Origin of the sequence: Celeribacter neptunius (genome assembly GCF_900113955.1) — a bacterium.
Taxonomy (GTDB): Bacteria; Pseudomonadota; Alphaproteobacteria; order Rhodobacterales; family Rhodobacteraceae; genus Celeribacter; species Celeribacter neptunius.
The window spans coordinates 209725-232728 of record NZ_FORH01000007.1 but is presented as its reverse complement, the minus strand read 5'-3'; the positions used below and the strand labels follow the sequence as shown (position 1 = coordinate 232728).

The following is a 23004-nucleotide window of genomic DNA, read 5'->3' as shown; positions in this document are numbered from 1 at the left end:
TTTGACAGGTTTTGGCGCTTGCTTCCCTTATAGTAGCTCGCTCGAGTCATCTTCGGCTATACCGTGCCCTTTCTCAGTCTGGAGCTCTGGTTCGTCCCGGTTCTCCTGCCATTTGTCCGACAGGCCCAGGCAGGCTCCAAACTTCTGAACGATGTCTTTTTCCGTGAAATCAGGCCCCAGTTCGACATCCTCGTACTGAGTGAGCGCCGCCTCGATCTCTGCGCTGACCGGAGAGACAAATCCGTTCGCCGCCGTGGCCAGGACAAAGCGCTGCGCGCCGAAGCTGCGTCGCAGCTCCCCCAGCAACTGGATCTGATGCCCGTTGTTGCTGTCGACAAGCGCGACGCGGCCGCTCAGGCTCACCCGGACATAGGGGTCCGGGTCATCGGATCTTGCCGCCGTGGACATGGAATAGATGAGCAGGCCGTCGGGCTTGGGCGCCTGTTTGCGCCGGGCTTCATCCTGGCGCATTTTCGTGAAACCGCCATTGCTGATCTGATCCGCCAGTCTGCGGATCGTGCCGGCATTTTCGGATATAAGTCGCTTAGCCCGCACGTCCTCCGGACGCGGACCGTCGCGCTTTGAAAAGATATCCACGCGCATTCCTCCCATCGAAAACGATAACACTTCGGCCCTCACCAGGCTATGTCAAAATGTCGCATCAAGCGAAAATGCAGATAAAGTGAACATGCCGTGAGAGCTTGAAAACAAGGCCCAATCGCCCCTAAAGGGCTGAAACGAGACCTGTATTCCGAGGTCCCGAACGCCGGTCGGCGTTCGGGGATGTCAGGCCTCTCGGCCAAATTTCGCCGCAAGCGGTCAGGCCGGATCGAACCGATCGGCATTCATCACCTTGCTCCAGGCGGAGACGAAGTCGTCGACAAACATCTTGCCGTTCGCCCCGGAGGCATAGACCTCGGCCAAGGCTCTGAGCTGCGAGTTCGAGCCGAAGACGAGATCGACCCGCGACCCGGTCCATTTGACCGCGCCGGAAACACGATCGCGCCCCTCGAACCGCGTCTCGCTGGCGTCGGTCGGCGCCCATTCGATGCCCATGTCGAGAATGTTGACGAAGAAGTCGGGGCTCAGCGTGCCGGGGCGGTCGGTCAGAACGCCATCGGCATCGCAGGTCGCGCCGAGCGCCCGCAACCCGCCGACCAGAACCGTCATCTCCGGCGCGCTCAACGTCAGGAGCTGGGCCCGATCCACCAGAAGCGCCTCGGCAGGATAGCTGAAGCTCTGTTTCTGATAATTGCGGAATCCGTCGACCAGCGGCTCCATCGGCTCAAAGGAGGCGGCATCGGTTTGCGCCTCGGTCGCATCGGTGCGGCCCGGGGTGAACGGTACTGTGACCTTGTGCCCCCCCGCTTCTGCCGCCGCCTCGATCGCGGCACAGCCGCCCAGCACGATCAGATCGGCCAGAGAGACCTGTTTGCCGCCGGAGGCGCCGCCGTTGAAGGCCGCCTGGATGCCGCTCAGCACGTCCAGCACGCGGGAGATGCGCGCCGGATCATTCGCCTCCCAATCTTTCTGCGGCGCAAGACGGATGCGTGCGCCATTGGCGCCACCACGCTTGTCCGACCCCCGGAAGGTCGAAGCCGAGGCCCAGGCGGTCCAGACCAGATCGGCGACCGACAGGTTCGCGCTCAGGATCTCGGTTTTCAGCGCCGCGATATCGGCGGCATCGACCAACGGATGATCGACCGGCGGCACCGGGTCCTGCCAGATCAGGTCTTCGGCCGGGACCTCCTTGCCGCGATAACAGGGTTTCGGCCCCATGTCGCGGTGGGTCAGCTTGAACCAGGCCCGAGCAAAGGCGTCGGCGAACGCATCGGGGTTCTCATGAAAGCGTTTGGAAATCGGACCATAGATCGGGTCCATGCGCATCGCCATATCGGCGGTGGTCATCATGATCGGCACCCGTTTTCCGGAGCCATCGACCTCGGGCGCATGATCGTCGTCGCCGAGGGATTTTGCATGCCAGATCTGCGCGCCGGCCGGGCTCTTGGTCAGCTCCCAGTCATAGCCGAAGAGCACGTCGAAATAGCCCATGTCCCATCTGGTGGGGTGCGCGGTCCAGGGCCCTTCGATCCCCGAGGTGGTGGTGTCCACGCCCTTGCCGCTGCCATGCGCGTTGCGCCAGCCAAAGCCCATCTCCTGAAGCAGTGCCGCTTCGGGTTCCGGGCCGACCAGCGACGGATCGCCCGCGCCATGCGCCTTGCCGAACGTGTGACCGCCGGCGACCAGCGCCACGGTCTCTTCGTCATTCATCGCCATGCGGGCGAAGGTCTCGCGAATATCGCGCCCCGAAGCGAGCGGGTCGGGATTGCCGTCCGGCCCCTCGGGATTGACATAGATGAGCCCCATCTGCACCGCGGCCAGCGGATTGGCAAGTTCGCGCGCGCCGGAATAGCGGCTGTTGGGCTGGTCCGAGGTGGCGAGCCATTCGGTTTCGGCGCCCCAGTAGATATCCTCCTCGGGCTCCCAGACATCGGCCCGGCCACCGCCAAAGCCGAAGGTGCGCCCGCCCATGCTTTCGATCGCGACATTGCCGGCGAGGATCATCAGATCGGCCCAGCTCAGCGCGTTGCCGTATTTTTCCTTCACCGGCCAGAGCAGACGCCGGGCCTTGTCGAGATTGCCATTGTCGGGCCAGGAGTTCAGCGGCGCGAAACGCTGGGTTCCGGTCGCGGCGCCACCGCGGCCATCGGCGGTGCGGTAGGTGCCGGCGGAATGCCAGGCCATGCGGATAAAGAACGGTCCGTAATGGCCGTAATCCGCCGGCCACCAGTCCTGGCTGTCGGTCATCAGCGCGGTCAGATCCGCCTTGACGGCGGCCAGATCGAGCGCTTCGAAGGCCTTGGCATATTCGAAATCCTCGGGCATCGGATCACCGCCATTGCGATTGAGAATGCGCAGGTTGAGCTGGTTCGGCCACCAGTCCTTGTTGCTGCGGCCCGCATGGTTCGTGGCATTGTGCATGACCGGGCAACCGCCCGTCATTTTTCGATCATTTCCGTCCATTTTCTATCCCTGTGATGTGTCTTTGGGGTTGAGAGAGCTCCCGGCCCGGCTCCCGCGAGGCATCGGACCGGGAAAACAGCGTGTCAGATCTCGCCGCGGTTCATCGCGCCCGAGATGAACTCGGCCTGGCGGATCGCCAGCGCGACGATGGTCAGCGTCGGGTTCTCGCTCGCACCTGTGGTGAATTGCGAGCCGTCCGAGACGAACAGGTTGGCGATGTCATGGCTCTGACCATGTTTGTTCACCACACCGTCGCGCGGATTTTCCGACATCCGGTTGGTGCCGAGATTATGCGTCGAGGGATAGGGCGGCGTCGGAAAGACCCGGGTCGCCCCGACCGCGTCATAGAGCGCCGCACCTCTCTCATAGGCATAATTGCGCATCGCGATATCGTTCGGGTGATCGTCGAAATGCACATCCGGCGCCGGCAGGCCGAACTGGTCCCTGACCTCGGCGTTGAGCGTGATGCGGTTGGTCTCCTGCGGCATGTCCTCGCCGACGATCCACATCCCGGCCATGTTCTCATAACCGTCGAGCGCCGTGGCAAACTCGCGCCCCCAGGCGCCCGGGTCGAGAAAGGCGGCGGCAAAGGGCAGCCCGACCGAGACGGTCTCCATCTCGAACCCGCCGACGAAGCCACGCGAGGGATCGTGCCGCGCCTCGTCCTGGATGATCCCGGCCATGGTGGTGCCGCGCCACATCCGCACCGGCTTGTCGAAGACTGCGTAGACCGACCCGGTGGTGTGGCGCATGTAGTTGCGCCCGACCTGGCCCGAGCTGTTGGCCAGCCCGTCGGGGAACATCGGCGAGGCCGAATTCAGCAAGAGCCGCGGGCTCTCGATCGAGTTGCCGGCGACACAGACCACGCGCGCCGCCTGCATCTGAAGATCGCCGTTCTCGTCGAAATATTCGACGCCGGTCACCTTGCCGCTGTCGTCATGCAGGATCCGCGCCGCGTGGCACTTGATGCGCACTTCGAGGTTGCCGGTGGCTTCGCCCTGTTCGATGTCGGTATAGGCGCTCGACCATTTGGCGCCCCATTTGCAGCCCTGGAAACAGAACCCGGTCTGCTGGCACATGGTCCGGTCACCGTCCTCGTGGCTCATGATCGCCATGCGCCCGGTGGAGACCTCGGTATAACCGAGCGCCTTGGCCCCCGCTTCCATCACCTTGAAATTGTTGTTGCCCGGCAGGCCCGGCCAGCCATTGGTGCGGGTCACGCCGAGCTTCTTCTCGGCCTTGTCGTACCAGGGCGCCATCTCGGCGCCGTCGATCGGCCAGTCGAGAAGATTCGCGCCCGGCACATCGCCATAGGTCGTCGCGGCCTTCCATTCGTGGTCCTGGAACCGCAGGCTCGCCCCGGCCCAGTGCACGGAAGAGCCGCCCACCGCCTTGACGATCCAGGTCGGCAGGCCGGGGAAATCTCGCGCCACGCGCCAGTCGCCGCTGGTGGTCCGGGCATCGGTCCAGGCGAGCTGGCCGAAACTCTCCCATTCGTCATTGATGTAATCCTCCGGCAGGTAGCGCCCGCCGGCTTCGAGCGAGACGACGCTCACCCCTTTTTGCGCCAGCTCGTTGGCGAGAACGCCGCCCCCGGCGCCGGTGCCGATGATGACGACGACACTGTCGTCGGAATGGTCAAACGGTGCAGACATGAGTGCTTCTCCTCCTGCTCAAAGCCAGTTGATGTCGTCGAAGCCACGATTGATGTAGCCGCCGTGGGAAAAGCTTTCGCCCTCGTAGCCAAACAGCGGCCAGAGCGCCTTCTGGTTGTAGAGACCGGTGACAAGCCCGCCGCGAATGCTCTGGAAGAACACGCTTTCCTCGATCGCGCGCAAAAGCTCGACGCGGTCGCGTTCCCAGGCCACGCCGAGATAACCGGCATATCCGCGGCCCCGGGCGGCACCATCGAGCGCGGCAATCCCCGCCTCGATATCGGCGGCGGCCTCTGCCGTGTCATAGCCCTTGACGGCGATCACATAGAATTCGTCGGAGACATGGTCATGCGGATAGATATCGCGTGCCATCTGCACCAGTGTCGCGAAGGTTTCAGGGCTCAGGTGCTGGGTCTCGGTCGCCCAGGCCGCATCCGCGGCGGCGATGAAGCCTGCGCCGACGACGAAGCTCGCGCCAAGCGCGCTGGCCCGTGACAACAGCATGCGCCGGGTCAGACCCCGGTTTCTCTCTAGGGTGTTCATGGTCCTCTGTCTCCTCCTTAACAGACTGGAAAATTCATAAAAAACGGCCGCCCCGTTCGAGCACCTCGATCTGGTAGCCATCGGGGTCGGCGACGAAAAAGAACCGCGCGATGCGGCGGCCCGCCGGGGCAAAGTCCACCAGCTTGCGGGGGGTGAGCCCCTCGGCTTCAAACCGGGCATGTTCGGCGTCGAGATCCGAGACCGAGACGGCGAAATGGCCGTAACCATCGCCCAGATCGTAGGGCTCGGCGCGGCCCTTGTTGACGGTCAGTTCCAACTCGAAACCGGCCTCGTCATTGCTCAGGTAGATGAGGGTGAATTCGGGAAAATCGAGCCGGTCGGCGATCTCGAGCCCGAAGGCGCGGCGGTAGAAATCGACCGAGCGCGCCTCGTCCAGAACGCGGATCATCGAATGGATGGATTTGGCCATGGTGTCCTCGCGATAATGTTGGAATGGTGACCGACCCGAAGGTCGGCCACGGGGCCGTCGTCAGGAAGGCGACCGGCTCAGGGAACGATGACGCCGCGCCCGGTGAACTTGCGCGCCTTGAAATCCGAGATCGCGAGGTTGATGTTGTCGAGGCTGTATTCGGTCTGGTGCATTTTCACCTTGCCGTCGGCGTTCATCTCCATCAGCTCGACCAGCTCGACGAAATCGCCGACCAGGCTGCCGCCGATCTTGATCTCGTTGGCCACAAGTTCGAGCGTCGGCACCCGCACCTCGCCGCCATAGCCGACCATGATCAGCTCGCCGCCCTGGCGCAGCAATTTCCAGCACAGGTTCTCGGTGCCGTATTCCCCGACGAAATCGATCGCCACATGGGCGCCGCCGCCGGTCAGGTCCTTGATCTCCTCGACCAGGTTCTCCCCGCCGGCGATGACGATATCGGCGCCGAGCTCCTTGGCCAGAACCTGCGCTGCCGGTTCCTGATCGACCGCAATCACCCGGGCCCCCGTGGTGTGTTTGAGCACCTGCAGCGCGATATGCCCGAGCCCGCCGATGCCCAGAAGCACGACATAACCGCCGGGGTTCAACAGTTTCGCGGCCTTCTTGGCGGCGCGGTAGGCGGTGATGCCGGCGTCGGCCATCGGTGCGACCGACAGCGGCGTGATACCGGTGTTGAGCTTGATCACCGAGCGCTCGTTGGTCTTGAAATATTCGGCAAAGCCACCGTCGAGACCGAGGCCCGGGAAGAGACCGTGATCGCAATACATGTCGTGGCCATACCGGCAGTTCAGGCAGATGCCGCAGGCGTTGAACGGGTGGCAGATCACCGCATCGCCGGGCTTGACCGAGGTGACACCGCTGCCGACATCCTCGACCCAGCCGGCGTTCTCATGGCCCATGATATAGGGCAGGAGATTGCCGCCCTGATCCATGATGTCTTTCCACACGCCTTCGATGATATGGAGATCGGTGCGGCACAAGCCCGCCGCACCGACCTTGACGATCACCTCATCGGCTGCGGTGATCGTGGGAGAGGCAACATCTTCGATCTTCAGCTGCACGTTCACGGCCGGATCGTATTCGTAGAGTCTCGCTGCTTTCATGTCCTGGTTCCTTCTGGCTGAGCGGGCCGCCGATCCGCGGCGACCCGATATGTTGCAGGGCTTATTTGCGCCCCAGAAGCTCGGCACCGCCGCCGAGCGCGGGGCCCTCGGTCGGGTCGGCTTCGCCTTCTTCCAGATCGCCGATCAGCGTTTCCGTGGTCAGGATCAGCGTCGCGACGGAGGCGGCGTTGACCAGGGCGCTGGCCGGCACCCGGGCGGGATCGATGATCCCGGCCTCGAACATGTCGCCGAACTCGCCGGTCGCGGCGTTGTAGCCATGATCCTTCGGGGCGTTGACGACCTTGTCGGAGACGGTGTCGGCATCGGCCCCGGCGTTGCGCGCGATCCGACGCACCGGCTGGGTCAGGATCGAGCGGACCAGGGCCACGCCGCGCGCCATGTCCCCCGAGACGTTCAGGCCATCGAGACAGGGGGCGATCTGCGCCAGCGCGGTGCCGCCACCGGCCACCACACCATCCTCGACCGCGGCGCGCAGGGCACAGAGCGCGTCCTCGACCAGCTGGATCGTGCGCTTCTGTTCCACCGGGGTGAACCCGCCGGCATAGATGATCGCGCTGCCACCGGTGAGTTTGGACATGCGCTCGCGCAGCTTGTCCTTTTCGATATTGGGCGGCGCCACGTCATGCTGGCGCTGCACCTGAGCACGGCGGGCGCGGATCGCTTCCGGGTCGCCTTCGCCGCGCAGGATCGAGGTGTGCGACGCATGGGTGCGCACCGTCTCGGCGCCGCCGAGCTGGGCGCGGGTGACATTCTCGATCTTCTTGCCCAGATCACGCGCCAGCACCTCGCCGCCGGTGAGGATGGCCAGATCGTCCATCATCGCCGTGCGCCAATGGCCGTATTCCGGCGGATGCACGATCAGGTATTTGCCGGCGCCGCCATTCTCCAACAGCGTGATCACAACCTCGGGGGCAATTTCTTCGGCGATGATCAGAAGCGGGCGGTTTTCTGCGTCGGCGATGCGGCGGGCATTGTCGAGCAGGTCGGGTTTCAGGATCTTCTGATCCGTCATCAGGATCAGCGGGTGGCGCAGCACCGCTTCCATATGCTCGCGATCCGTCACCATGTGGTGCGAAATGTAGCCGCGCTCAAAGGACATGCCCTCGACCACTTCCATGGTGGTGTCGATCGTCACACCGAAATCGGCCGAGATGACCCCGTCGCGCCCGACCCGGCGATAGGCTTCGGCGACCAGCGTACCGAGTTTCGGATCGGTGGCCGAGACATGGGCAACCGCTTCGAGATAATCCGGGTTTTCCTCGCAATCGCGCGACGAGGCATCGATCGCCTCGACGATGGTCTGCACGGCGAGATCGATGCCGCGGCACAGATCGACCGGGCGGGCACCGTTCTCGGTCAGCTCAACGCCGTTCTGGATCAGCGCATTGGCGAGAACGATGGCGGTGGTGGTGCCGTCGCCGGCCACATCGTTGGTCTGCATTGAGACTTCGCGCACCACCTGGGCGCCCATGTTTTCGAAGCGGTCGGTCAATTCGATCTCGGATGCGATGCTCACACCGTCGCGGGTGACCATCGGGGTTCCGACCGGCCGATCCACCATCGCGTTGAGCCCCTTCGGCCCGAGCGTCGGTTCGACCGCAGCCGCCAGCCGCGCCACGCCCTGCGCGAGGCATTTGCGGGCGTTTTTGCCGTGCACCATGAGTTTAGCCATATCTTCCTCCTTGGACCCAAAGCAGTCTTGGGCCTCCTCCCATTTTCGTTGTGATTTAGACGCTTAGATGCCGGGTTCCGGCGCCTCTCGGGGCGGCACCCGGCCGGCGATGAAATCGACCAAAGTCGGCCCGTCGATACCGATTTCGACCTCCTTGTAGCGGCTCTGAGCCAGTCCCCGGCACAGCGCACCGTTGAACTCCATCGTCAGACGGGTGCTGCGCAGACGCCGCAGATGCGGGCCCAGCGCCTCGGGCGAGATCCGCCCGCCCTGCCAGGTCGGAAAGGCCGGGTCGCGGTCCGTCAAAGCGAGGCCCTTCGCCGCCAGAATGTCGAGATATCGCGGCAGCTGCCGGAACGCCTCCTCACCCGTGAAATGGGTCTTCTTCAACGCCCCGACCGTCATCGAGACGATCTCCGCAATCGGCCTGTCCTTGGCCTTCAGCGCCAGAAGCATGGCTTCCTGTCGGCGATCAAAGGCCTTGGCCATGAATTTCTCCACCACATCGTCGAGCACCGCCCCATCGCAATTCTCGGCAAAGATCTGATGGAACGGGCGGCCGCTGTTGACCCCGTCGTTCACCTCATCGCCAAAGCAATGATCCTTGAGCTCTACGGTCATCGCGCGCACCCAGGGCAGCGCCATGACCGCGTTGCGGATGCCGAAAGCCATCAGAAAGGCGAAATTCGGCGAGCACCAGTAGGTGGGCAGACGGAACTCGACCCGGACCGTGTGATCGTCGTTCACGCTCACGGCTTCGACAAAGTTCAAATCGGTGATCGGCTCGTCGAGCTCGGGATCGGAGACTGCCGCAAGGCAGTCCCAGACCTCGAGTTCCCGTTCGGCCATCAATTGGGCAACGAACATCCGATCACTCCGCCGCGATCTGCACCGGTGCACCGGCGAGCTGTTTCTTCTTCGCCTCGACATCGATGTTATAGATCTTGGCGGCGTTCAGACCGAGGATCTTCTCCTTGATCGCGTCGGTCAGCTGCACCCCGCGCTCTTCGGCAATGTCGTCGGGGATCTGGAAATTCCAGAATTTCTCGACCAGCCATTGCGGCGTCCAGATCGCGTAATCCGAACCGAAGAGGATCTTGTCCTCGCCCACCCACCAGAGCAGCTCGGCGATCATCTCGGCAAAGTAACGCGGCCGCGAATGGATGAAGGGCAGCACCACGGCGAGCCCGCCATAGACATTGGTTTCCTGCGTCGCGATCCAGCAGAAATCGTCGATCCGCGGCTGGCCGCAATGTTCGACGATCCAGTTGAGGTTCTGGAAATCGGTGGCGGCGTAATCGACATCATGCACATCGAAAGCATCCTTCGACAGCGGGATGATCGTCGGCCCCTTGTGGACATGGATGTTCTTGATACCGAGCTTGTCGCAGAGCTCGAAGCACTTGTAGGCCTGAGGATCGTTGAGCGCCCAGCCCTTGGAGGCGCCGTTCCACTCGGCGGTGTACATTTTCACGCCGGTGATATCGAAGGTCTCCTTCATGTAATGGATCTGTTCCAGCGCCTTTTCGCCGTCGCGCGGGTCAAACGAACCGTTGACGATGAAGCGTTCGGGATGGCGCTCCGCCATGGCCGAGCTGCGCTCGATCGAGGAAAACCCGTTCTCGTAGAAATCCGACAGCACGGTGGTCTGAATGATTGCCATGTCATTCGGCCCGTCGACGAAGAGGTCGCGATAGATGTTGTCTTCGGAATATTTCTCGAACCGGGCCTTTTCCCAGAGATGCTCTTTCGGGCTCAAATTGGTGTGATAGGCATAGAAACAGTCGATGAACTGCTTGCCGTGGATATTGGTCTGGTTCTCGGGGCTGCCGTCCCAATAATGGGTGTGACCGTCGAGAACGAAAATTTCCTTGCCTTCGGGTGTGATATACATGGGGACCCTCCCTGGGTGTGCGTGGCTGTGATTGATTGCCCGGTTCGATGCCTGGCCCGTCCGGTCGGGATCGCGGCATCGAGGCTCCTCCGCCTGCCGGTCCTCCGGATCGTTCTCGGGTCTGCGTCTGTCGGGAAAGCCGGGGACAGGGGTGAACCGCCCCCGGGCAAAACGCTTAGATGTATTCCATCACTTCGTTCATGTCGCCGAAGAGGATCACGGTGTTGTCGTCGACCCGGACCATGCGGCCATAATGGGTCGAGGTGTTCACCTCGAAGATTTCGGCGGTCATTTCGCGACCGAGATATTCGGTGATCTCATCCATCTTGAAGATCAGCTTGCCCTCGCCGTCGATCCGGATCGTCGCCGGATTGTAGGTGACGGTCACATTGGGGTTGTTCTCTTCCATGAACTCGGCGATGGCGCGGGCCTCGACGCTGTCGTTCATCGTCACACCACACTGGTGCGACACCTCGCGCGAGGTCATGTCGATGTCCTGCATCGACTTGAAGATGTTCTGCTTGGATGCGTTGCGCGCTATGCTAGACATCTTGTTCTCCTTGTCTGGATGATTAATTGAGGCCGAGTTCGGCGAGGATCTGGGCCAGACGCTCGCGCGAGACCTCTTTCACGTCGTGGTAGGAAACCGGTTTGGAATGCGGCTGCGACCAGATCGGTTGGAGCGCATCCGCCGCCTTTTCCGCCAGCGCGCCATGCTTGGCGAGCCAGGACTTGAACAGCATGCGATTGTGTTCGCCGTGCTTTTCGTCGTGAACCAGCAGGTAGATCAGATCGACCGTATTCGCGAGGTTGCGCTCGTAATCGGCCTCGGCCGCCGAGATCACCGAGGGGGTGATGAAGTCGTTATTGGCCGCCGCCGCCTGCATGAAGAAGCCAGAGCGGATCAGCTCGCCGACCAGCGGTTCGAACACGATGTTGATGGCGAAATACTGTTCGAGATAATCCTCGGAGCCCATGATCGTCTCGACCGCCTCACGGCAGGGCTGCCAGATCGGATCCTCGAGCCAGGTCTTCTTGCCGAGCTCGTCGTCCCAGCCCTCGTTGTCCATGCCGATCTCGGCCAGATACAGGGTGATGTCCTGGGTCAGGCGCATCTTGTAGGACGAATTGGTCAGCGTGGCGTTGTTGATCATCTGCGTGTAGCCGTAGCGCTGCGCCTGCATGAGCGAGGTGCCCAGGCCGAATTCGGCGTGTTTCCAGGCGCCCAGGTGCTTTTGCAGGATCGTCTGCCAGGCCTTGTCGAACACCTTGTGCGCACCGGCCTTGCGGGCGTTGGAGATGACGTTCTGAACCATGGTCTCGATCTTCGACTGGCGCTGATAATGGGTCCGTTCCCATTCCTGATCGGGCGCGCGGAACGCATGCCAGTTGCTCGACAGCGCGGCGGTATTGTCCTTGCGGTAGGCACCACCGCCCTTGCCGCCTTCGAACTCGATGATCCAGTTCTGGATCAGATAGCGCTCGGGATCGGGTTGCACGTCGACGGTGACGTCCTCGTAATGGGTCGCCCGCCGGCCGCGCGGTTCGAAGTAATTGTATTTGCGGCTTTTCGAGCCGACGAACTCTGCGGCGCCTGCGGCACCGGAGCCGACTGAACTAGATGTTGCTACCATGGTAGCCTCCCTTTGTTGGTTTCACGTCACTAGCGTTCGGGCCGCTTTCAATGGCCCGAAGAACCGGAAGTGGGCGTGAACTTGTCGTAGAAAATGCGATCGGTATCGAAGTCGTGCATGAAGAGCACCGGCGTCAGCGCATCGATCATCGGCGGCGGACCACAGGCATAGACATCGCCCTCGCCATCGATCCCGAGCGCCTTGAGCCGCCGGTCGACTGCCTCGTGCACAAAGCCGCGCTCGCCGGTCCATTCGGCATCGTCATCGGCATGGCTGAGCACCGGGATGAATTCGATCGCCGGGTTGGCAGCGGTGAGCGCATCGATCTCGTCGCGCAGGATCAGATCGTCACGGCCCCTTGCGCCGTAGAAGAAATAGACCGGCCGGTCCTCACCGCTTGCGATATGATCGTTCAGGATCGACCAGACCGGCGACATGCCGGAGCCGGCGCCCACCAGGATCACGGGTCCTTCTCGGTCTTCCCGTCGGAAACACATTCCGTAGGGCCCTTCGACTTCGACTTCGGCTCCGGCTTTGATGCCGCCGTCGTCAAGCTCGTTGGAGAACCGCCCGTCGGGGTATTTCTTGATGATGAAGCCGAGCTTTTGGGTTTCGCTCGGCGAATTTGCCATGGAGAACGAGCGTGTAATCTCCTCCCCCGCTTCGGTCCTGACCGTGATGTCGACATATTGACCCGCCCAGAATTTGAGAGGTGCATCCAGCTCGATCTGAACCCCGCGAATATCGTGGGTCAGCTTCTGGAAATCGACGATCTTGCCGGAGAACTGGCGCACCGGGATGGACTTCGAGAGCACCTCCTCGTCGTAGTTCAGCAATTCGATCTCGACATCGCTGTAGGCAAGGGTCCGGCACATCAGCACATGGCCGCTGTCCCGTTCCATCTCGTTCAGCGCGAAGGTGGAATATTTCAGCATCTCGGTCTCGCCGTCGAGCTGGACGCATTTGCAGGCCGAGCATTGCCCCTCTTTGCAGCCATGCGGCAGCGCGATCCCCTGGCGGAATGCGGCGTCGAGGATGGTTTCCCCCTCTTCGACCTCGAATTCCACACCAACGGGTTCTAATCGGACGGTATGTACTTCCGTCATTCTTTCCTCCCTGGACACGGCACACGCCTTTTCGCGGTGCCGAGGGTCCGGGGCCGCGGCTGCGGCACCCGGAGTGTTGGTTAGTTGCAGGCGTTGATGGTGAAGCCCTTGCGGTACTCCGCGACATGGGCCTCGCGCTCGGCATCGGACATGGCGCGCAGCATGTTGAGCGGCGAGCGCAGCGTGTGGCCACGAACGTGCTCGAGTTTCCACATGTCCTTGTTGTCGAAGCGCAGATGCGGCTGTGCGGTCAGGGTTTCGCCGTCTTCGCGCACAAAGTTGAGGTCCTTGATCGCATCGGCGAGATCCCAGCCGTCATAGACGGTCTCCCATTCCCGCTTGCCCGAGAACTTGCCCATGGCCGGCGTCGGGCGACCTTGGTATTCGTCCGCGAAGGCCTCGACCGCGGTCCAGCGGTCGAGCTCATGACCGAAGGTGTGCCACTGACCATCGATCTGGTCGACGACCATGTCTTCGCGAATGAGACAAGGCACCAGGCAGGACCAGCAGCGATGCGGATAGACATAGCCGGTGTCCTGGTTGAAGGTCATCACCGTCTCGCCCGGTTTCGACAGCTTGTCGTACCATTTCCAGAACTCGCCAAACTCGGCGTACCAGCCCGGATACTTGTGTTCGAACCACTCGAAATCCTTGTCGGTCTGGGCTTCGATGCGCCAGAAGTTGACCGGCCAGCCGACCGCAAAGAACTGCGCGACCTTGTGGACATAGTTCTTCTCGGTGATCCGCTTCCAGGCCTCCTGGACATCGTCGTGATGGATCTTCACGCCGTATTTCTCGAGCGGCAGCATGTAGGTCCGGTAGTAGTCTTCAAAGATCCAGCGATGCCACATTTCCGCATAGGATTCCTTTTCCTTGTCGCGGTTGGTGGTGCCGTATTCGATGAAGGTGCCGATGGCGGCATCGACGATGGCGTGGTTCTGCCAGAAGGCATAGCGCAGGTCGCGCTCCAAGAGCAGATGGTTCTCCGGCTCCTTCAGCGCCGCCATCAGGAGCGAGTGGCCATTGCCGATGTGGCGGCTCTCGTCCGATTGCACCGACAGGAACACGGTCGGCAGCGCATAGTCGCCATTGCGCGCCGCTTCCGACGGCATGGCCACGAACAGCGTGTTGGTAAAGGCGGTTTCTGCAACCACGGTCAGGTACATGCAGGCGGCGGTCATGGTGTCGCCGGTGATGAAGCCTTCACCGAACTGGCGGCCGATGGTGGTGGCATAGCACTTGCCAAAGGCTTCTTCGGTGATGTCGAACCCGGCCGGGTCGATGTAGTTTTCCATGTACCATTTCTTCAGGTTCATCTGAATCGTGGAGTGGCGGAATTCATCGACCATCTGCATGGTGAAACCGGTGCGCAGGTCCTCGCCGGGCGACAGGCGTGCCACCATGGCCATCGAACGTGCGGCCGAGATTTCCGGAAAGGGAATGATCGCCAGGAACAGCTTCATCCATTCGATCCAGCGCGGTTCGACATTGCGGAACATGTCACCCCGCAGCGCCGCATCGAGCGCGCCGTAAACCCGGTTGTCCTTTTCCTCTTCCATCGGGAAGTAGGAGCGCAGGACCTGTTTCATCGGGTCGCGCGGCGCCTTGGTGATCTTGTAATCGGTTGGGAAGGTCGCAGCCTCCTGAACATAGGACGGGTTCCACCCCAGATCTGCGATCTTCTTGGTCGCCTCCCCGACCGAGATACCACGTTGCGACGTGATCTTATTAAGCGTCAAAGTCATGCCATGAGCCTCCTTAAAGCTCTGAGCCCGGTTTCCCGGTCACGTTTGGCGGCTTTCGCCGTTTCGGTTCATGCGACGGGCATCGGCGCGCGCCACACGGGTTCTCGGCAAAGGTGGAGATGAGTCCTATCCAACCCGGACCGCCCCGTGGCCTGTGCCACCGGTGCCGGTGATATTTTCCTCCCGATCCTTCGTTCTTGTACGATCCCCCGGTGGGTGACCGCGTGTTATGCCTCTCTTCATGCAAGGCTGGTTCCAGAGCAGGGAAATGTGCAGCTGCAGCATGAAATTTTCATACAACTCACTGTTATTTATGTATATTTTTGTATTATTTTTTTTGCGCTGCGCTGCTTCCAAAACCCTTGCGCAAGGCGGTGAACGGCAGTGTCACGGAACGTTACGCCCGGCATTTACAGTGACCGGTGCAGAGCGTTACACAGCAGGTCCCCAAGAGGGTCTCGCGCGGTTTCCCCTGCGCTCTCCCCGGGCGGCGACCCGCCGCGATGACATGTCTCAAAACGGCAAAACCGCCGGCGGGCGGCGGTTCGGAATTTCAGGATTGGCTGGGGATTTCGGGCGGTGGGATCAGGCCCGCAAGCGCCGCTGTGACGCCGGGGCGAAGCCAAGCTCGTGACGATATTTGGCCACCACGCGGCGCGACACCCTCAGCCCCTCGGCACAGAGCCGATCGGCGAGCCCCTGATCGGACAAGGGGCAGGCCGGGCTTTCCTCAGAGAGCGCGGCGCGCAGGCGCGACAGCACCCTGGGTTTCGACGGACCGCCCTCGGCGCCACGCGAGGCGGTCTGGGCGCAGAGCATCCGGGCCTCGAAAATCCCGTGCGGCCCTTCGACCAGCAGACCGTTCAGCACACGGCAGACGGTGCTGAGATGAAACCCCGTTCCTTCCGCGATCACAGATCGCGAAAGCGGGTGCAGCGCCTCCGGGCCATCGCGAAAATAGTCCGATTGAACATCGACCATGTAGTGCATGATCTGCTCCAGAGCACCTTTGCGCAGATCAAGCGCCTGTTTGAGGGCGCGGGCCTGTTTCAGCGCCAGTCGCAGTTCGGGCGAGCTGCCCCCGGTCACCTCCGGGAGCACGGAGACCTCTGTTTCGAAGGTCGGTTTGACGATGGCGATCCAGCCGTCGCCGCGCGGCTCGACCCGCACATCGGGGGCCCGGAGCAGCGTCAGGTCAGTCGAAAATCTGACGCCCGGTTTGGGATCGAGCCGACGCAACCGTGCGAGATGATGCTCCACCCTGTCGCCGGAGAGCCCGGTGGCTTCCGTCAGCGCCGCGAGGCCGCCAGTTTCGAGCAGTTCGAGACAATCGAGCAGCTTGTCGATCTCGGCATCCCGCAAGCCCTGATCCTCCAGTTGCAAGCGCAGACACTCGGCGAGATCCCGGGCGAACAGCCCGGCCGGCGAAATCCGGTGCTGAACCAGTCTCAGGGCCTGCGCGACCAAGGTCTCGGCCAGCCCCAGCTCCGCCGCGATCTCCGCCGCGCCGCGGCCAAGCCATCCCGACGGCTCCAGTTCCTCGACAAGTGCCAGGACAAGCCGCTCCATCGCCCCGCCGTGGGCGAGCAGCCCGGCCAGTTCGCGCAGCACATGGTCAAAGAGACTGGTCGGCGCATCGGCACGGTCGACATCGGGCAGGTCGAGCGCATTGCCCGCCCGGACCACGGCATTCCGACGCCTGCGCATCACCAGAAACGGGTTCTCCCGCGCCGCCTGCATGAGATGATCCTCAAGCTCCGCACCGGACATTTGCAGCACATTGATCACATGGCCCATCCGAAAGACCGGCGCCTGCCCTATCTGCAATCTGGTCGAAAAACTCATCCGCCGATCTCCGCCAAGACCACTGGCCAGACTCCGGCTCCACGGGTTACACTTCTCGCGTTGTTGCGAGGAGCCTCGACGCCATGAGCACGAAAATCCCCCCGGGGGCCGTCGCCCCGCTGTTTCACACACCGCCGGAGATGTCCTATCCCGACCTCTCGCCGCAGCTTCTGGCCCGGGTCAAACAGCTCTGGTCCGCGCGCGGGCTGGATTTCGACAGCCACTGGCGGGCGGGCATTCGCACCCTTTCCGGGTTTCGCGCCGTGCCGCGTCTCGATGCCGCGACCGACAGTGCCACCGTCGATCTGGTCTTTCTCTTTGATCAGGCGCTGCTTTGGGTGCGCGCCTTGCAGGCCGCAGCGGCGGAGGGGCACGCAGCCGGGCTCGAGGGGATGTCGGCGGCGCAATGGCACGGGCTTGCGGGCGTCACCGCGCGGCTGAGCGAACAGATGACCGCCCTGCGCCTTCTGGCCCTCACCGAATTGCCGCTGCCCGCGATGCAGATCGCGCGTTCGCTCTCGGAGGATGTGGACATGGCACTGGTGCTGCTCATCCGTCCGAAACTGGCCCAGCGCTTTTCCGAATGCCGTACGGCGGAGGACACCAATGAGTTCTGGCGCCGTCACATCGCCGGGGGCCGCGCCTTCCGGGCAATCTCGGAAAAGCTCTACAGCGCCGGGATCGATCATTCCGCAGACACGGAATACGCCAAATGGCGCAAATCGGTGCTCGCGGTCCTCAGCACGGCGGTGCACAGCAACCTGTTGCATGCTCCCTCCCCGGAGCCGCGGCAGGGCAAGACCCTGTTGAACGACGACAGCCTCTATTTTGCGACATTTCGAATTCATGAGCTTTGTGCCTATGCGCAGCTTGTGATGCCTGAACTGACCGGGCTTTTGCGCCAGACAGGCGCGCGCGCGCCCGGAACACCCGGAACATTTGCCCCGCTCGCGGCGCCGCTCAGCGCCATTCTCATCGATCAGATCCAGAGTTTGACGGCGCCGGCTTCCGAAGCTCGTGCTCAGGAACAGGCGCGCCGTCACTAGGGCATGACAATCATGCGTCGTGCCCGGTCTCGTGCAGGTCGCCCAAGGCATAACGCCTAGTGCATGGGGTCTTCGCCCTTGCCGAGCCGGCCCTGCGAGATCCACTGCGCCGCGAGGATCAGGGCCCCGGTGGCGAAATCCTTGCCATGCTCGTCGATCATCTCCTCGGCGATCTTCGCCAGTTGCTGGAAATAGCGATCCTTGCTTTGTTCTTCGGTGCTCAGCGTCTGTGTCATGGTCTCGCTCCCTTGAGAATTATTTGAACATGGTTTTCGGGAAGGTGACGATCGAAGCCTCCCCCCCGGCGGCTCCGATCGCCAGATGCTTGCCATCGGGCGACCAGGCCAGCGCCGTCACCGGCGCGCCGCCCCCCTCGCGCAGCATCATCTCTTCGCGCTGGCCGATCTGGCAAAGCGTGACCAGGCCATTGGCATAGCCGGCGGCGCACAGATCACGTGTCGGATGCGCGGCGACGGTCTCGACCACGGTCAAGCCGGGCTTGCCGGTCTCGACCGGCCCCCCCTCGTGATCTCCGAAGGGCAAATCCGGCAAATGCCAGCCGACGATGCGAAACGCCCCGGAGGCGATCATCGCACCGGCCTTGTCACTGAAACCGACGGCGGCGACCGGCGCCGGAAAATCGACGATCCGGTCCGCCTGTCCCGTCTCGACATCCACCAGCAACAGGGCCTTGTCCCGGCACCCGCCGACCAGCCATCTCCCGTCGGGAGACCAGCGCAGGCTGGTTGGTTCACCATCGACCGCGATCTCGGCGATTGGCGTCAGCCCGTTGGTCGTGAGGAGTGTCACCTGTCCCGGCCCCCAACAGGCGATCCGACCGGCGCGTGGCGCCGGAGCGATCAGCCGGATGTCATGGGACAGATCCGACGTCAGGAGCGTGCTGCCATCTTCCGGCGCCACGACCTCGAGCCGGGCATCGCGCGCCACCAGAAGCCCCTCCTTGTTCGGCAGGGCCGCCAGGGCCGTGACCGGCGCGACGCCCGCCTTGGCCACCCGCAGGCACTGTCCCTTAGCCGTGGCGCGCCAGATCTCCTGCCCGTCATGATGGACAAAGACGAACCCCTGCTGCGCCACCCGGCACATCCCGAGCCCCGCATCGGCAACGGGTCCGTCACTGCGAACCGGGAGGGGAAGCGGTTTCTCGCGTGGTCGAATGGTCATGCGGCCGGTATCCGCCTCGATCCGCGTTCTCATGTCCGGGTCCTCGGCATCCCTGAGGGGCAGGAAAGCGAGCGTGCCGTCGCCGAGGGTGACCGCCACAGAGGAACCGATGACATTGAACTGAAGATCCCGGACCTCGGTCCCGAGCTGCCACGATCGGGCGATCAGATCGAAGAGCGACAGGGACGGCGGGGAAAGGTGCTGTGTCATTTTGAATGGTCTTCCGTAGCTTTTGCGAGTTTCCGGTCCAGATCCGCCAGCTGCGCCTCGAGCGCCGCGATCCGGTCCCTGCACTGGTCTATCGCCGTGTCATTTGCATCGCGCGCCTGGTTGCGCCGATCTTGCTCTGGCCCTTCCTCTGCCCCCTCCTCCACCCCGTCGAGCGCGTCCTTCTGATCGAGGATCATCATGCCGCCGGCGATCTGGTTGAGCCGCAAATGCTCGCTGTTGGCGGTGGCGATGGCCTGGATCAGCACGAGCCGTTCGCTGAGGAGGATATGGAGATCACCGGATTGACCTGTCATGATCCTGCCCCGACGACACTGGCGAGACAATATTGATCGGAGACCCCGCCGCGATGACCCAGATGAACGACCCCGCCGACACCCGGTTTTTCAAAACGCTGCAACAGGTTCTTTCCGAGAGCGATGCCGCGGGCGACGACACCGAGGACCATGAGGCCTGCCGCGCCGCGGTAGACAGGGCCATCGAGACCGCCGCGCCCGACGATTTGCGCAACGCGCGCCTGACGATCGATGCCCTGCCCGCGACACGGCGGGACAGGCTCCTGGCGCAGGTTCATGCCCGCATGGCGGGTGACCTGTCGGCGATCTGGGATGTCATGAGCAATGCTCAGGGCGCACGAAAGCCCAATTGACAGCCCTGCTGTCAGTCTTGCTGTCAGCCCTGTTGACGACGCCTGAGGCACGCCCTCTCCGACCTGTGCGGTTGGGTCAACCATCGGCCTCTCCTCCCTCGAGCTTCCGACTGTTTGCGTTTGGGAAAGACTAGCCAAGCTTCCCGGCTCCGCAAATGAAACCGGGTGGTTATCGGCGGGTTTCTGCGAGAAAAGGTGAATCTGTAATATATCGTTACGCCCCGTGAGAGGGGAACGTAACGCTCTGTTCCAAAATAATTTTTCCGCATCGCAGAATATCAGAAATGCGCCTGCGGAAACGAATCGCGGCCTTGATTCGTGCCCCGATCCGGGAGAGCCTCCAGGGGCATCAAAAGGGAGTGGGGCACCGCGATGAGCGATTTTCCAGAGGTGATCGAGACCGCGGACATACGCCTGCGACCGATGGCGGTCAGCGACCTGAACGGGGTTGTGCAACAGCTGGGCGAGCCGGAAACCGCCCGCTGGATGGCGGCCGCAAGACAACCGTTCGAGCACCGCGACGCAGAGGACATTCTGGCCATCGGCCAAGACCCGGCGCATCGCCTGCGGATCGTGGAACAGGACGGCACCATGATCGGCGGTCTCTGTCTGGTGCCCGATCTCTGGTTCTGGCTCGATCGCAGCGCACGCGGTCATGGCATCATGTCCCAGGCGCTACGCACCGCGATCACCGCCCATTTTGCCCGCCCCGCGCCGCCGCTGATCGCCACCTGTCGCGACGACAACCTGCCCTCGCAGACGCTCTTGTCCCGCCTCGGCTTCGCGCGTCGTCCGGCGGGCAGGCGCATGTTCTTTCACGTCGAAGGACGCGCTCTGCCCTGCCACGACCATGTGATGACATCCGGGCAATGGTTCCAGCTGCACCCGCCCGTCCTGCGGCACGGCCGCCTGACGCTGCGCCCCGCCGTGCAAAAAGACGCCGCGACCCTGATGGCAATGCTGCCCCGCGCCGGAAATGCCGGTGATGACGATGGTGTTTGGCCGCGCCCAGAGGCCCTGCCCCTCTTTATCGAGCTGCACCGCTGCCGCACGCCGGATCGCGGGTTGTTTGTCGTGGAGGACCAACATACGCGCGTCATCGCGATGGTGCTGCGGGCCGCCACCGGGTTACCCGTCGAGATCCGATACCTGAGCCCGGAGGAGGCAGCGTGCCACACAACCGAGCTAGAGGCGATGCTGGCACGGCACCTGTGCTGAGCTGCCCCGCCCCCCTTGCAAGAGCTGCGCGACATGCGCTCACTCGCGCTGTACCGCGCGCAGCGCACGCTGGGTTGCCGGGCCGAAGGCGCCGTCGATCCCGCCCGAATAGAGACCGCGCGTTTGCAACAGCCGCTGCACTGACCTGCGGGTGTCGGGGGACAGGCCAGCGTAATCGACGAGCAGCTCCTGATAGGCTTTTTGCGACCCTCGTTCCAATGCGCTGAGCAGCAACCTGGCGGCCTGAGCCGGATCGTAGCCAACACCCTGACCGTTGTTGAACAGAACGCCCAGATTGGCCGTGCCATCCGCGTGGCCGGCCTCTGAGGCGGCGCGATAGAAGCCTGCGGCACGGACCGGATCATAGTGCGGGCTGTCGGGATTGATCGTCATCGAGGCCGCGAACATCATCGCCGCGACATTGCCGGCATTCGCACTGCGTTCGAACCAATAGAAGGCGCGGGCGGCGTCGGGGTCCACGCCAATCCCGCTCTTATACATGGTCGCGATAAAGGCCATGCCCTGGGCGCTGCCCATCTCGGCGGCAACCATGGCGCTGTCGAAAGCCTTGGCCGGCTGGCCCAGCTTGTGCTGCACCCGCGCGAGATTGGCATGGAACCGGCGACTGTCCGGCCAGCGCGCAATCGCGGCTTCGCAGGCCACCAGTGCCCGCGCCGCATCGAGTCCGCTGTAATCCACGCCGAGTGCCGGGTCCGGACGGTCGTCGTCATAGGGATGAGCGGCCAAACGGTCACAGTCCTGCACCTCGCGGGTGCTCCGTGCCGGTTCGGCGGCGGTTGCCGGCCCGGGCACCTGTGGTTGCGCCTGTGACTGCGCCGGTTGCTGCGCCTGTGCGGCCGGCTCGACCGCATCGTAGCATTCCCAGTCCCGCACACAGAGCCCCTCATTCTCGGGATTGGGCGGCGCGGCATAGGCGGCGTCGCGCCAGTACCGGGCCTGCACCGGATCGCTCGATGCAAGCAGCTCCGCCAGCACCTCCATCGCCGCAACCTGGCCGTTCTCCGCTGCCCGCGTCAGGTACTCACGCGCCAATGCGCGATCCGCCGGCATCCCGGCATCGCCGTCGAGATAGATCTGCCCGACCACCGATTGCGCCGGGGCGTAGCCATAATCGGCCGACTCGCGCAGCCAGGAGACCATTTCCGGTTCGCTGGCGGGGACCCCGGTGCCATCTTCATAGAGCAAGGCCAGAAGATACATGCCCTGGGCGCTGCCATAGGCGGCCGCCTTGTGCAGCATTTCCGAGCCCAGCGGAATATCCGTGGCACCGCCCTGACCGGTCAGATGCATCAGTCCGAGACGCAGATAGGCATCCGGCTCGCCATATTGCGCCGCCAGCTCCTGCCAGGCCAGCGCCGCATCGTGCAACTTCGGCACCCCCATGCCGAATGCATAGAGCGCCCCGAGTTCCGTCATCGCATGGCCGTGATATTGCCGCGCGGCGTCGCGCAACAGGGGCGCGGCCTGCGCGAAATCCCCCTCGGACATCAGGTTCTGCGCCGCAAGATACAGGTTCTCGGCCGCCGGTGAGGGGTCGATCTGCCGGAGCGGAATATCCGGCAGATGCCCCGTCCCACCGTCTTCGCCGTTTTGAGCAAGACCCGCGCCGGCTGGCGCCCCTTCCGTTCCGGCCTCCCCGAGCTGTGCCGCAGAGCTGTCGATCCGGGCGACATAGCCCGGCTGCGGAGTGCCGGTGGGCGGCGCTTCGGGCACGGCGATCAGACGCTGGCCCTCGACCTGCTCCACCCGCCAAAGGGTGCTGATCGCGGTCAGCCCCAGCCCGGGGATATCGGTGAGCAAGGTCACCGGATCATCCGGATTGGCCGAGAGCCCCGCCGGCAAGGTGATCTCGACACGCCCCTGTTCGGCCACCGATGCGACCTTGCCCTCGATCATCTCGGCTTGGGCGCTCAACGGCAGGCTCAACAGGGCCATCAGGGCCATCAGGGCAAGGGGGCGCAACATGTCGA

Annotated in this window: 21 protein-coding genes; 3 read left to right on the top strand and 18 right to left on the bottom strand. The window is 63.3% G+C overall.

Annotation, left to right across the window (positions count from 1 at the left end):
* Positions 1–27 precede the first annotated feature (27 nt).
* The 14 genes from BM151_RS16980 to BM151_RS16915 form a co-directional block, all read right to left on the bottom strand.
* Positions 28–603: a hypothetical protein gene (locus BM151_RS16980; protein ID WP_245781240.1), complete on the bottom strand. Its 576-nt coding sequence runs from the start codon at positions 601–603 to the stop codon at positions 28–30.
* Positions 604–819: 216 nt separating this feature from the next.
* The gene (gene katG, locus BM151_RS16975) at positions 820–3024 is read right to left on the bottom strand and encodes a catalase/peroxidase HPI (RefSeq protein WP_090061937.1); all 2205 of its coding nucleotides are present in this window, start codon (positions 3022–3024) and stop codon (positions 820–822) included.
* Between the two features lie 83 nt (positions 3025–3107).
* Positions 3108–4679 carry a GMC family oxidoreductase gene (locus tag BM151_RS16970; protein WP_090061936.1) on the bottom strand — a complete coding sequence of 524 codons (1572 nt, stop codon included), beginning with the start codon at positions 4677–4679 and terminating at the stop codon, positions 3108–3110.
* Between the two features lie 18 nt (positions 4680–4697).
* Positions 4698–5222 carry a Twin-arginine translocation pathway signal gene (locus BM151_RS16965; protein ID WP_090061935.1) on the bottom strand — a complete coding sequence of 175 codons (525 nt, stop codon included), beginning with the start codon at positions 5220–5222 and terminating at the stop codon, positions 4698–4700.
* A gap of 34 nt (positions 5223–5256) precedes the next feature.
* Positions 5257–5652 (bottom strand): VOC family protein, encoded by a 396-nt coding sequence (locus tag BM151_RS16960; RefSeq protein ID WP_090061934.1) that lies wholly within the window; start codon positions 5650–5652, stop codon positions 5257–5259.
* Positions 5653–5729: 77 nt separating this feature from the next.
* Positions 5730–6773: an NAD(P)-dependent alcohol dehydrogenase gene (locus BM151_RS16955; RefSeq protein WP_090061933.1), complete on the bottom strand. Its 1044-nt coding sequence runs from the start codon at positions 6771–6773 to the stop codon at positions 5730–5732.
* A gap of 61 nt (positions 6774–6834) precedes the next feature.
* Complete coding sequence (groEL, locus tag BM151_RS16950; RefSeq protein WP_090061932.1) at positions 6835–8466, bottom strand: molecular chaperone GroEL; 1632 nt, start codon at positions 8464–8466, stop codon at positions 6835–6837.
* Positions 8467–8529: 63 nt separating this feature from the next.
* Entirely contained in the window at positions 8530–9333 is an 804-nt protein-coding gene (locus tag BM151_RS16945; RefSeq protein WP_090061931.1) for an iron-sulfur cluster assembly protein, read from the bottom strand.
* Between the two features lie 4 nt (positions 9334–9337).
* On the bottom strand, positions 9338–10360 hold the full coding sequence (locus tag BM151_RS16940; protein ID WP_090061930.1) for an amidohydrolase family protein: 1023 nt from the start codon (positions 10358–10360) through the stop codon (positions 9338–9340).
* Positions 10361–10535: 175 nt separating this feature from the next.
* Entirely contained in the window at positions 10536–10910 is a 375-nt protein-coding gene (locus BM151_RS16935) for an MmoB/DmpM family protein (protein ID WP_090061929.1), read from the bottom strand.
* A 22-nt stretch (positions 10911–10932) separates the two neighbouring features.
* On the bottom strand, positions 10933–11994 hold the full coding sequence (locus tag BM151_RS16930) for an aromatic/alkene monooxygenase hydroxylase subunit beta (RefSeq protein WP_090061928.1): 1062 nt from the start codon (positions 11992–11994) through the stop codon (positions 10933–10935).
* 47 nt (positions 11995–12041) lie between these two features.
* On the bottom strand, positions 12042–13100 hold the full coding sequence (locus BM151_RS16925) for a 2Fe-2S iron-sulfur cluster-binding protein (RefSeq protein WP_090061927.1): 1059 nt from the start codon (positions 13098–13100) through the stop codon (positions 12042–12044).
* A gap of 80 nt (positions 13101–13180) precedes the next feature.
* On the bottom strand, positions 13181–14845 hold the full coding sequence (locus tag BM151_RS16920; protein ID WP_090061926.1) for an aromatic/alkene/methane monooxygenase hydroxylase/oxygenase subunit alpha: 1665 nt from the start codon (positions 14843–14845) through the stop codon (positions 13181–13183).
* Between the two features lie 585 nt (positions 14846–15430).
* Positions 15431–16690 (bottom strand): RNA polymerase factor sigma-54, encoded by a 1260-nt coding sequence (locus BM151_RS16915; RefSeq protein ID WP_090061925.1) that lies wholly within the window; start codon positions 16688–16690, stop codon positions 15431–15433.
* 83 nt (positions 16691–16773) lie between these two features.
* Between BM151_RS16915 and BM151_RS16910 the strand changes: the two genes are divergently transcribed.
* The gene (locus tag BM151_RS16910) at positions 16774–17736 is read left to right on the top strand and encodes a hypothetical protein (RefSeq protein ID WP_090061924.1); all 963 of its coding nucleotides are present in this window, start codon (positions 16774–16776) and stop codon (positions 17734–17736) included.
* Positions 17737–17792: 56 nt separating this feature from the next.
* Here the strand turns inward: BM151_RS16910 and BM151_RS16905 are convergent, their stop codons facing one another.
* The 3 genes from BM151_RS16905 to BM151_RS16895 are packed head-to-tail and all read right to left on the bottom strand — an operon-like array spanning position 17793 to position 19442.
* Complete coding sequence (locus tag BM151_RS16905) at positions 17793–17972, bottom strand: hypothetical protein (RefSeq protein WP_090061923.1); 180 nt, start codon at positions 17970–17972, stop codon at positions 17793–17795.
* A gap of 19 nt (positions 17973–17991) precedes the next feature.
* Positions 17992–19128, bottom strand: a complete 1137-nt coding sequence (locus BM151_RS16900) for a WD40 repeat domain-containing protein (protein ID WP_090061922.1) — start codon at positions 19126–19128, stop codon at positions 17992–17994.
* On the bottom strand, positions 19125–19442 hold the full coding sequence (locus BM151_RS16895; protein WP_090061921.1) for a hypothetical protein: 318 nt from the start codon (positions 19440–19442) through the stop codon (positions 19125–19127). The genes BM151_RS16900 and BM151_RS16895 overlap by 4 nt, the downstream gene beginning before the upstream one ends.
* Positions 19443–19495: 53 nt before the next feature.
* Between BM151_RS16895 and BM151_RS16890 the strand changes: the two genes are divergently transcribed.
* Both BM151_RS16890 and BM151_RS16885 read left to right on the top strand, forming a co-directional pair.
* A complete protein-coding gene (locus BM151_RS16890) occupies positions 19496–19795 on the top strand; it encodes a hypothetical protein (RefSeq protein ID WP_090061920.1) in 300 nt (99 codons plus the stop codon).
* Between the two features lie 372 nt (positions 19796–20167).
* Positions 20168–21013, top strand: a complete 846-nt coding sequence (locus BM151_RS16885) for a GNAT family N-acetyltransferase (RefSeq protein WP_090061919.1) — start codon at positions 20168–20170, stop codon at positions 21011–21013.
* 39 nt (positions 21014–21052) lie between these two features.
* Here the strand turns inward: BM151_RS16885 and BM151_RS16880 are convergent, their stop codons facing one another.
* Positions 21053–22999, bottom strand: coding sequence for an SEL1-like repeat protein (locus BM151_RS16880; protein WP_090061918.1), 1947 nt, complete (start codon positions 22997–22999; stop codon positions 21053–21055).
* Between the last annotated feature and the right edge of the window lie 5 nt (positions 23000–23004).

Coding starts and splice junctions, on each gene's coding strand:
- BM151_RS16980 (WP_245781240.1), bottom strand. CDS start 603: ATGCGCGTGGATATCTTTTCAAAGCGCGACGGTCCGCGTCCGGAGGAC.
- katG (WP_090061937.1), bottom strand. CDS start 3,024: ATGGACGGAAATGATCGAAAAATGACGGGCGGTTGCCCGGTCATGCAC.
- BM151_RS16970 (WP_090061936.1), bottom strand. CDS start 4,679: ATGTCTGCACCGTTTGACCATTCCGACGACAGTGTCGTCGTCATCATC.
- BM151_RS16965 (WP_090061935.1), bottom strand. CDS start 5,222: ATGAACACCCTAGAGAGAAACCGGGGTCTGACCCGGCGCATGCTGTTG.
- BM151_RS16960 (WP_090061934.1), bottom strand. CDS start 5,652: ATGGCCAAATCCATCCATTCGATGATCCGCGTTCTGGACGAGGCGCGC.
- BM151_RS16955 (WP_090061933.1), bottom strand. CDS start 6,773: ATGAAAGCAGCGAGACTCTACGAATACGATCCGGCCGTGAACGTGCAG.
- groEL (WP_090061932.1), bottom strand. CDS start 8,466: ATGGCTAAACTCATGGTGCACGGCAAAAACGCCCGCAAATGCCTCGCG.
- BM151_RS16945 (WP_090061931.1), bottom strand. CDS start 9,333: ATGTTCGTTGCCCAATTGATGGCCGAACGGGAACTCGAGGTCTGGGAC.
- BM151_RS16940 (WP_090061930.1), bottom strand. CDS start 10,360: ATGTATATCACACCCGAAGGCAAGGAAATTTTCGTTCTCGACGGTCAC.
- BM151_RS16935 (WP_090061929.1), bottom strand. CDS start 10,910: ATGTCTAGCATAGCGCGCAACGCATCCAAGCAGAACATCTTCAAGTCG.
- BM151_RS16930 (WP_090061928.1), bottom strand. CDS start 11,994: ATGGTAGCAACATCTAGTTCAGTCGGCTCCGGTGCCGCAGGCGCCGCA.
- BM151_RS16925 (WP_090061927.1), bottom strand. CDS start 13,100: ATGACGGAAGTACATACCGTCCGATTAGAACCCGTTGGTGTGGAATTC.
- BM151_RS16920 (WP_090061926.1), bottom strand. CDS start 14,845: ATGACTTTGACGCTTAATAAGATCACGTCGCAACGTGGTATCTCGGTC.
- BM151_RS16915 (WP_090061925.1), bottom strand. CDS start 16,690: ATGAGTTTTTCGACCAGATTGCAGATAGGGCAGGCGCCGGTCTTTCGG.
- BM151_RS16910 (WP_090061924.1), top strand. CDS start 16,774: ATGAGCACGAAAATCCCCCCGGGGGCCGTCGCCCCGCTGTTTCACACA.
- BM151_RS16905 (WP_090061923.1), bottom strand. CDS start 17,972: ATGACACAGACGCTGAGCACCGAAGAACAAAGCAAGGATCGCTATTTC.
- BM151_RS16900 (WP_090061922.1), bottom strand. CDS start 19,128: ATGACACAGCACCTTTCCCCGCCGTCCCTGTCGCTCTTCGATCTGATC.
- BM151_RS16895 (WP_090061921.1), bottom strand. CDS start 19,442: ATGACAGGTCAATCCGGTGATCTCCATATCCTCCTCAGCGAACGGCTC.
- BM151_RS16890 (WP_090061920.1), top strand. CDS start 19,496: ATGACCCAGATGAACGACCCCGCCGACACCCGGTTTTTCAAAACGCTG.
- BM151_RS16885 (WP_090061919.1), top strand. CDS start 20,168: ATGAGCGATTTTCCAGAGGTGATCGAGACCGCGGACATACGCCTGCGA.
- BM151_RS16880 (WP_090061918.1), bottom strand. CDS start 22,999: ATGTTGCGCCCCCTTGCCCTGATGGCCCTGATGGCCCTGTTGAGCCTG.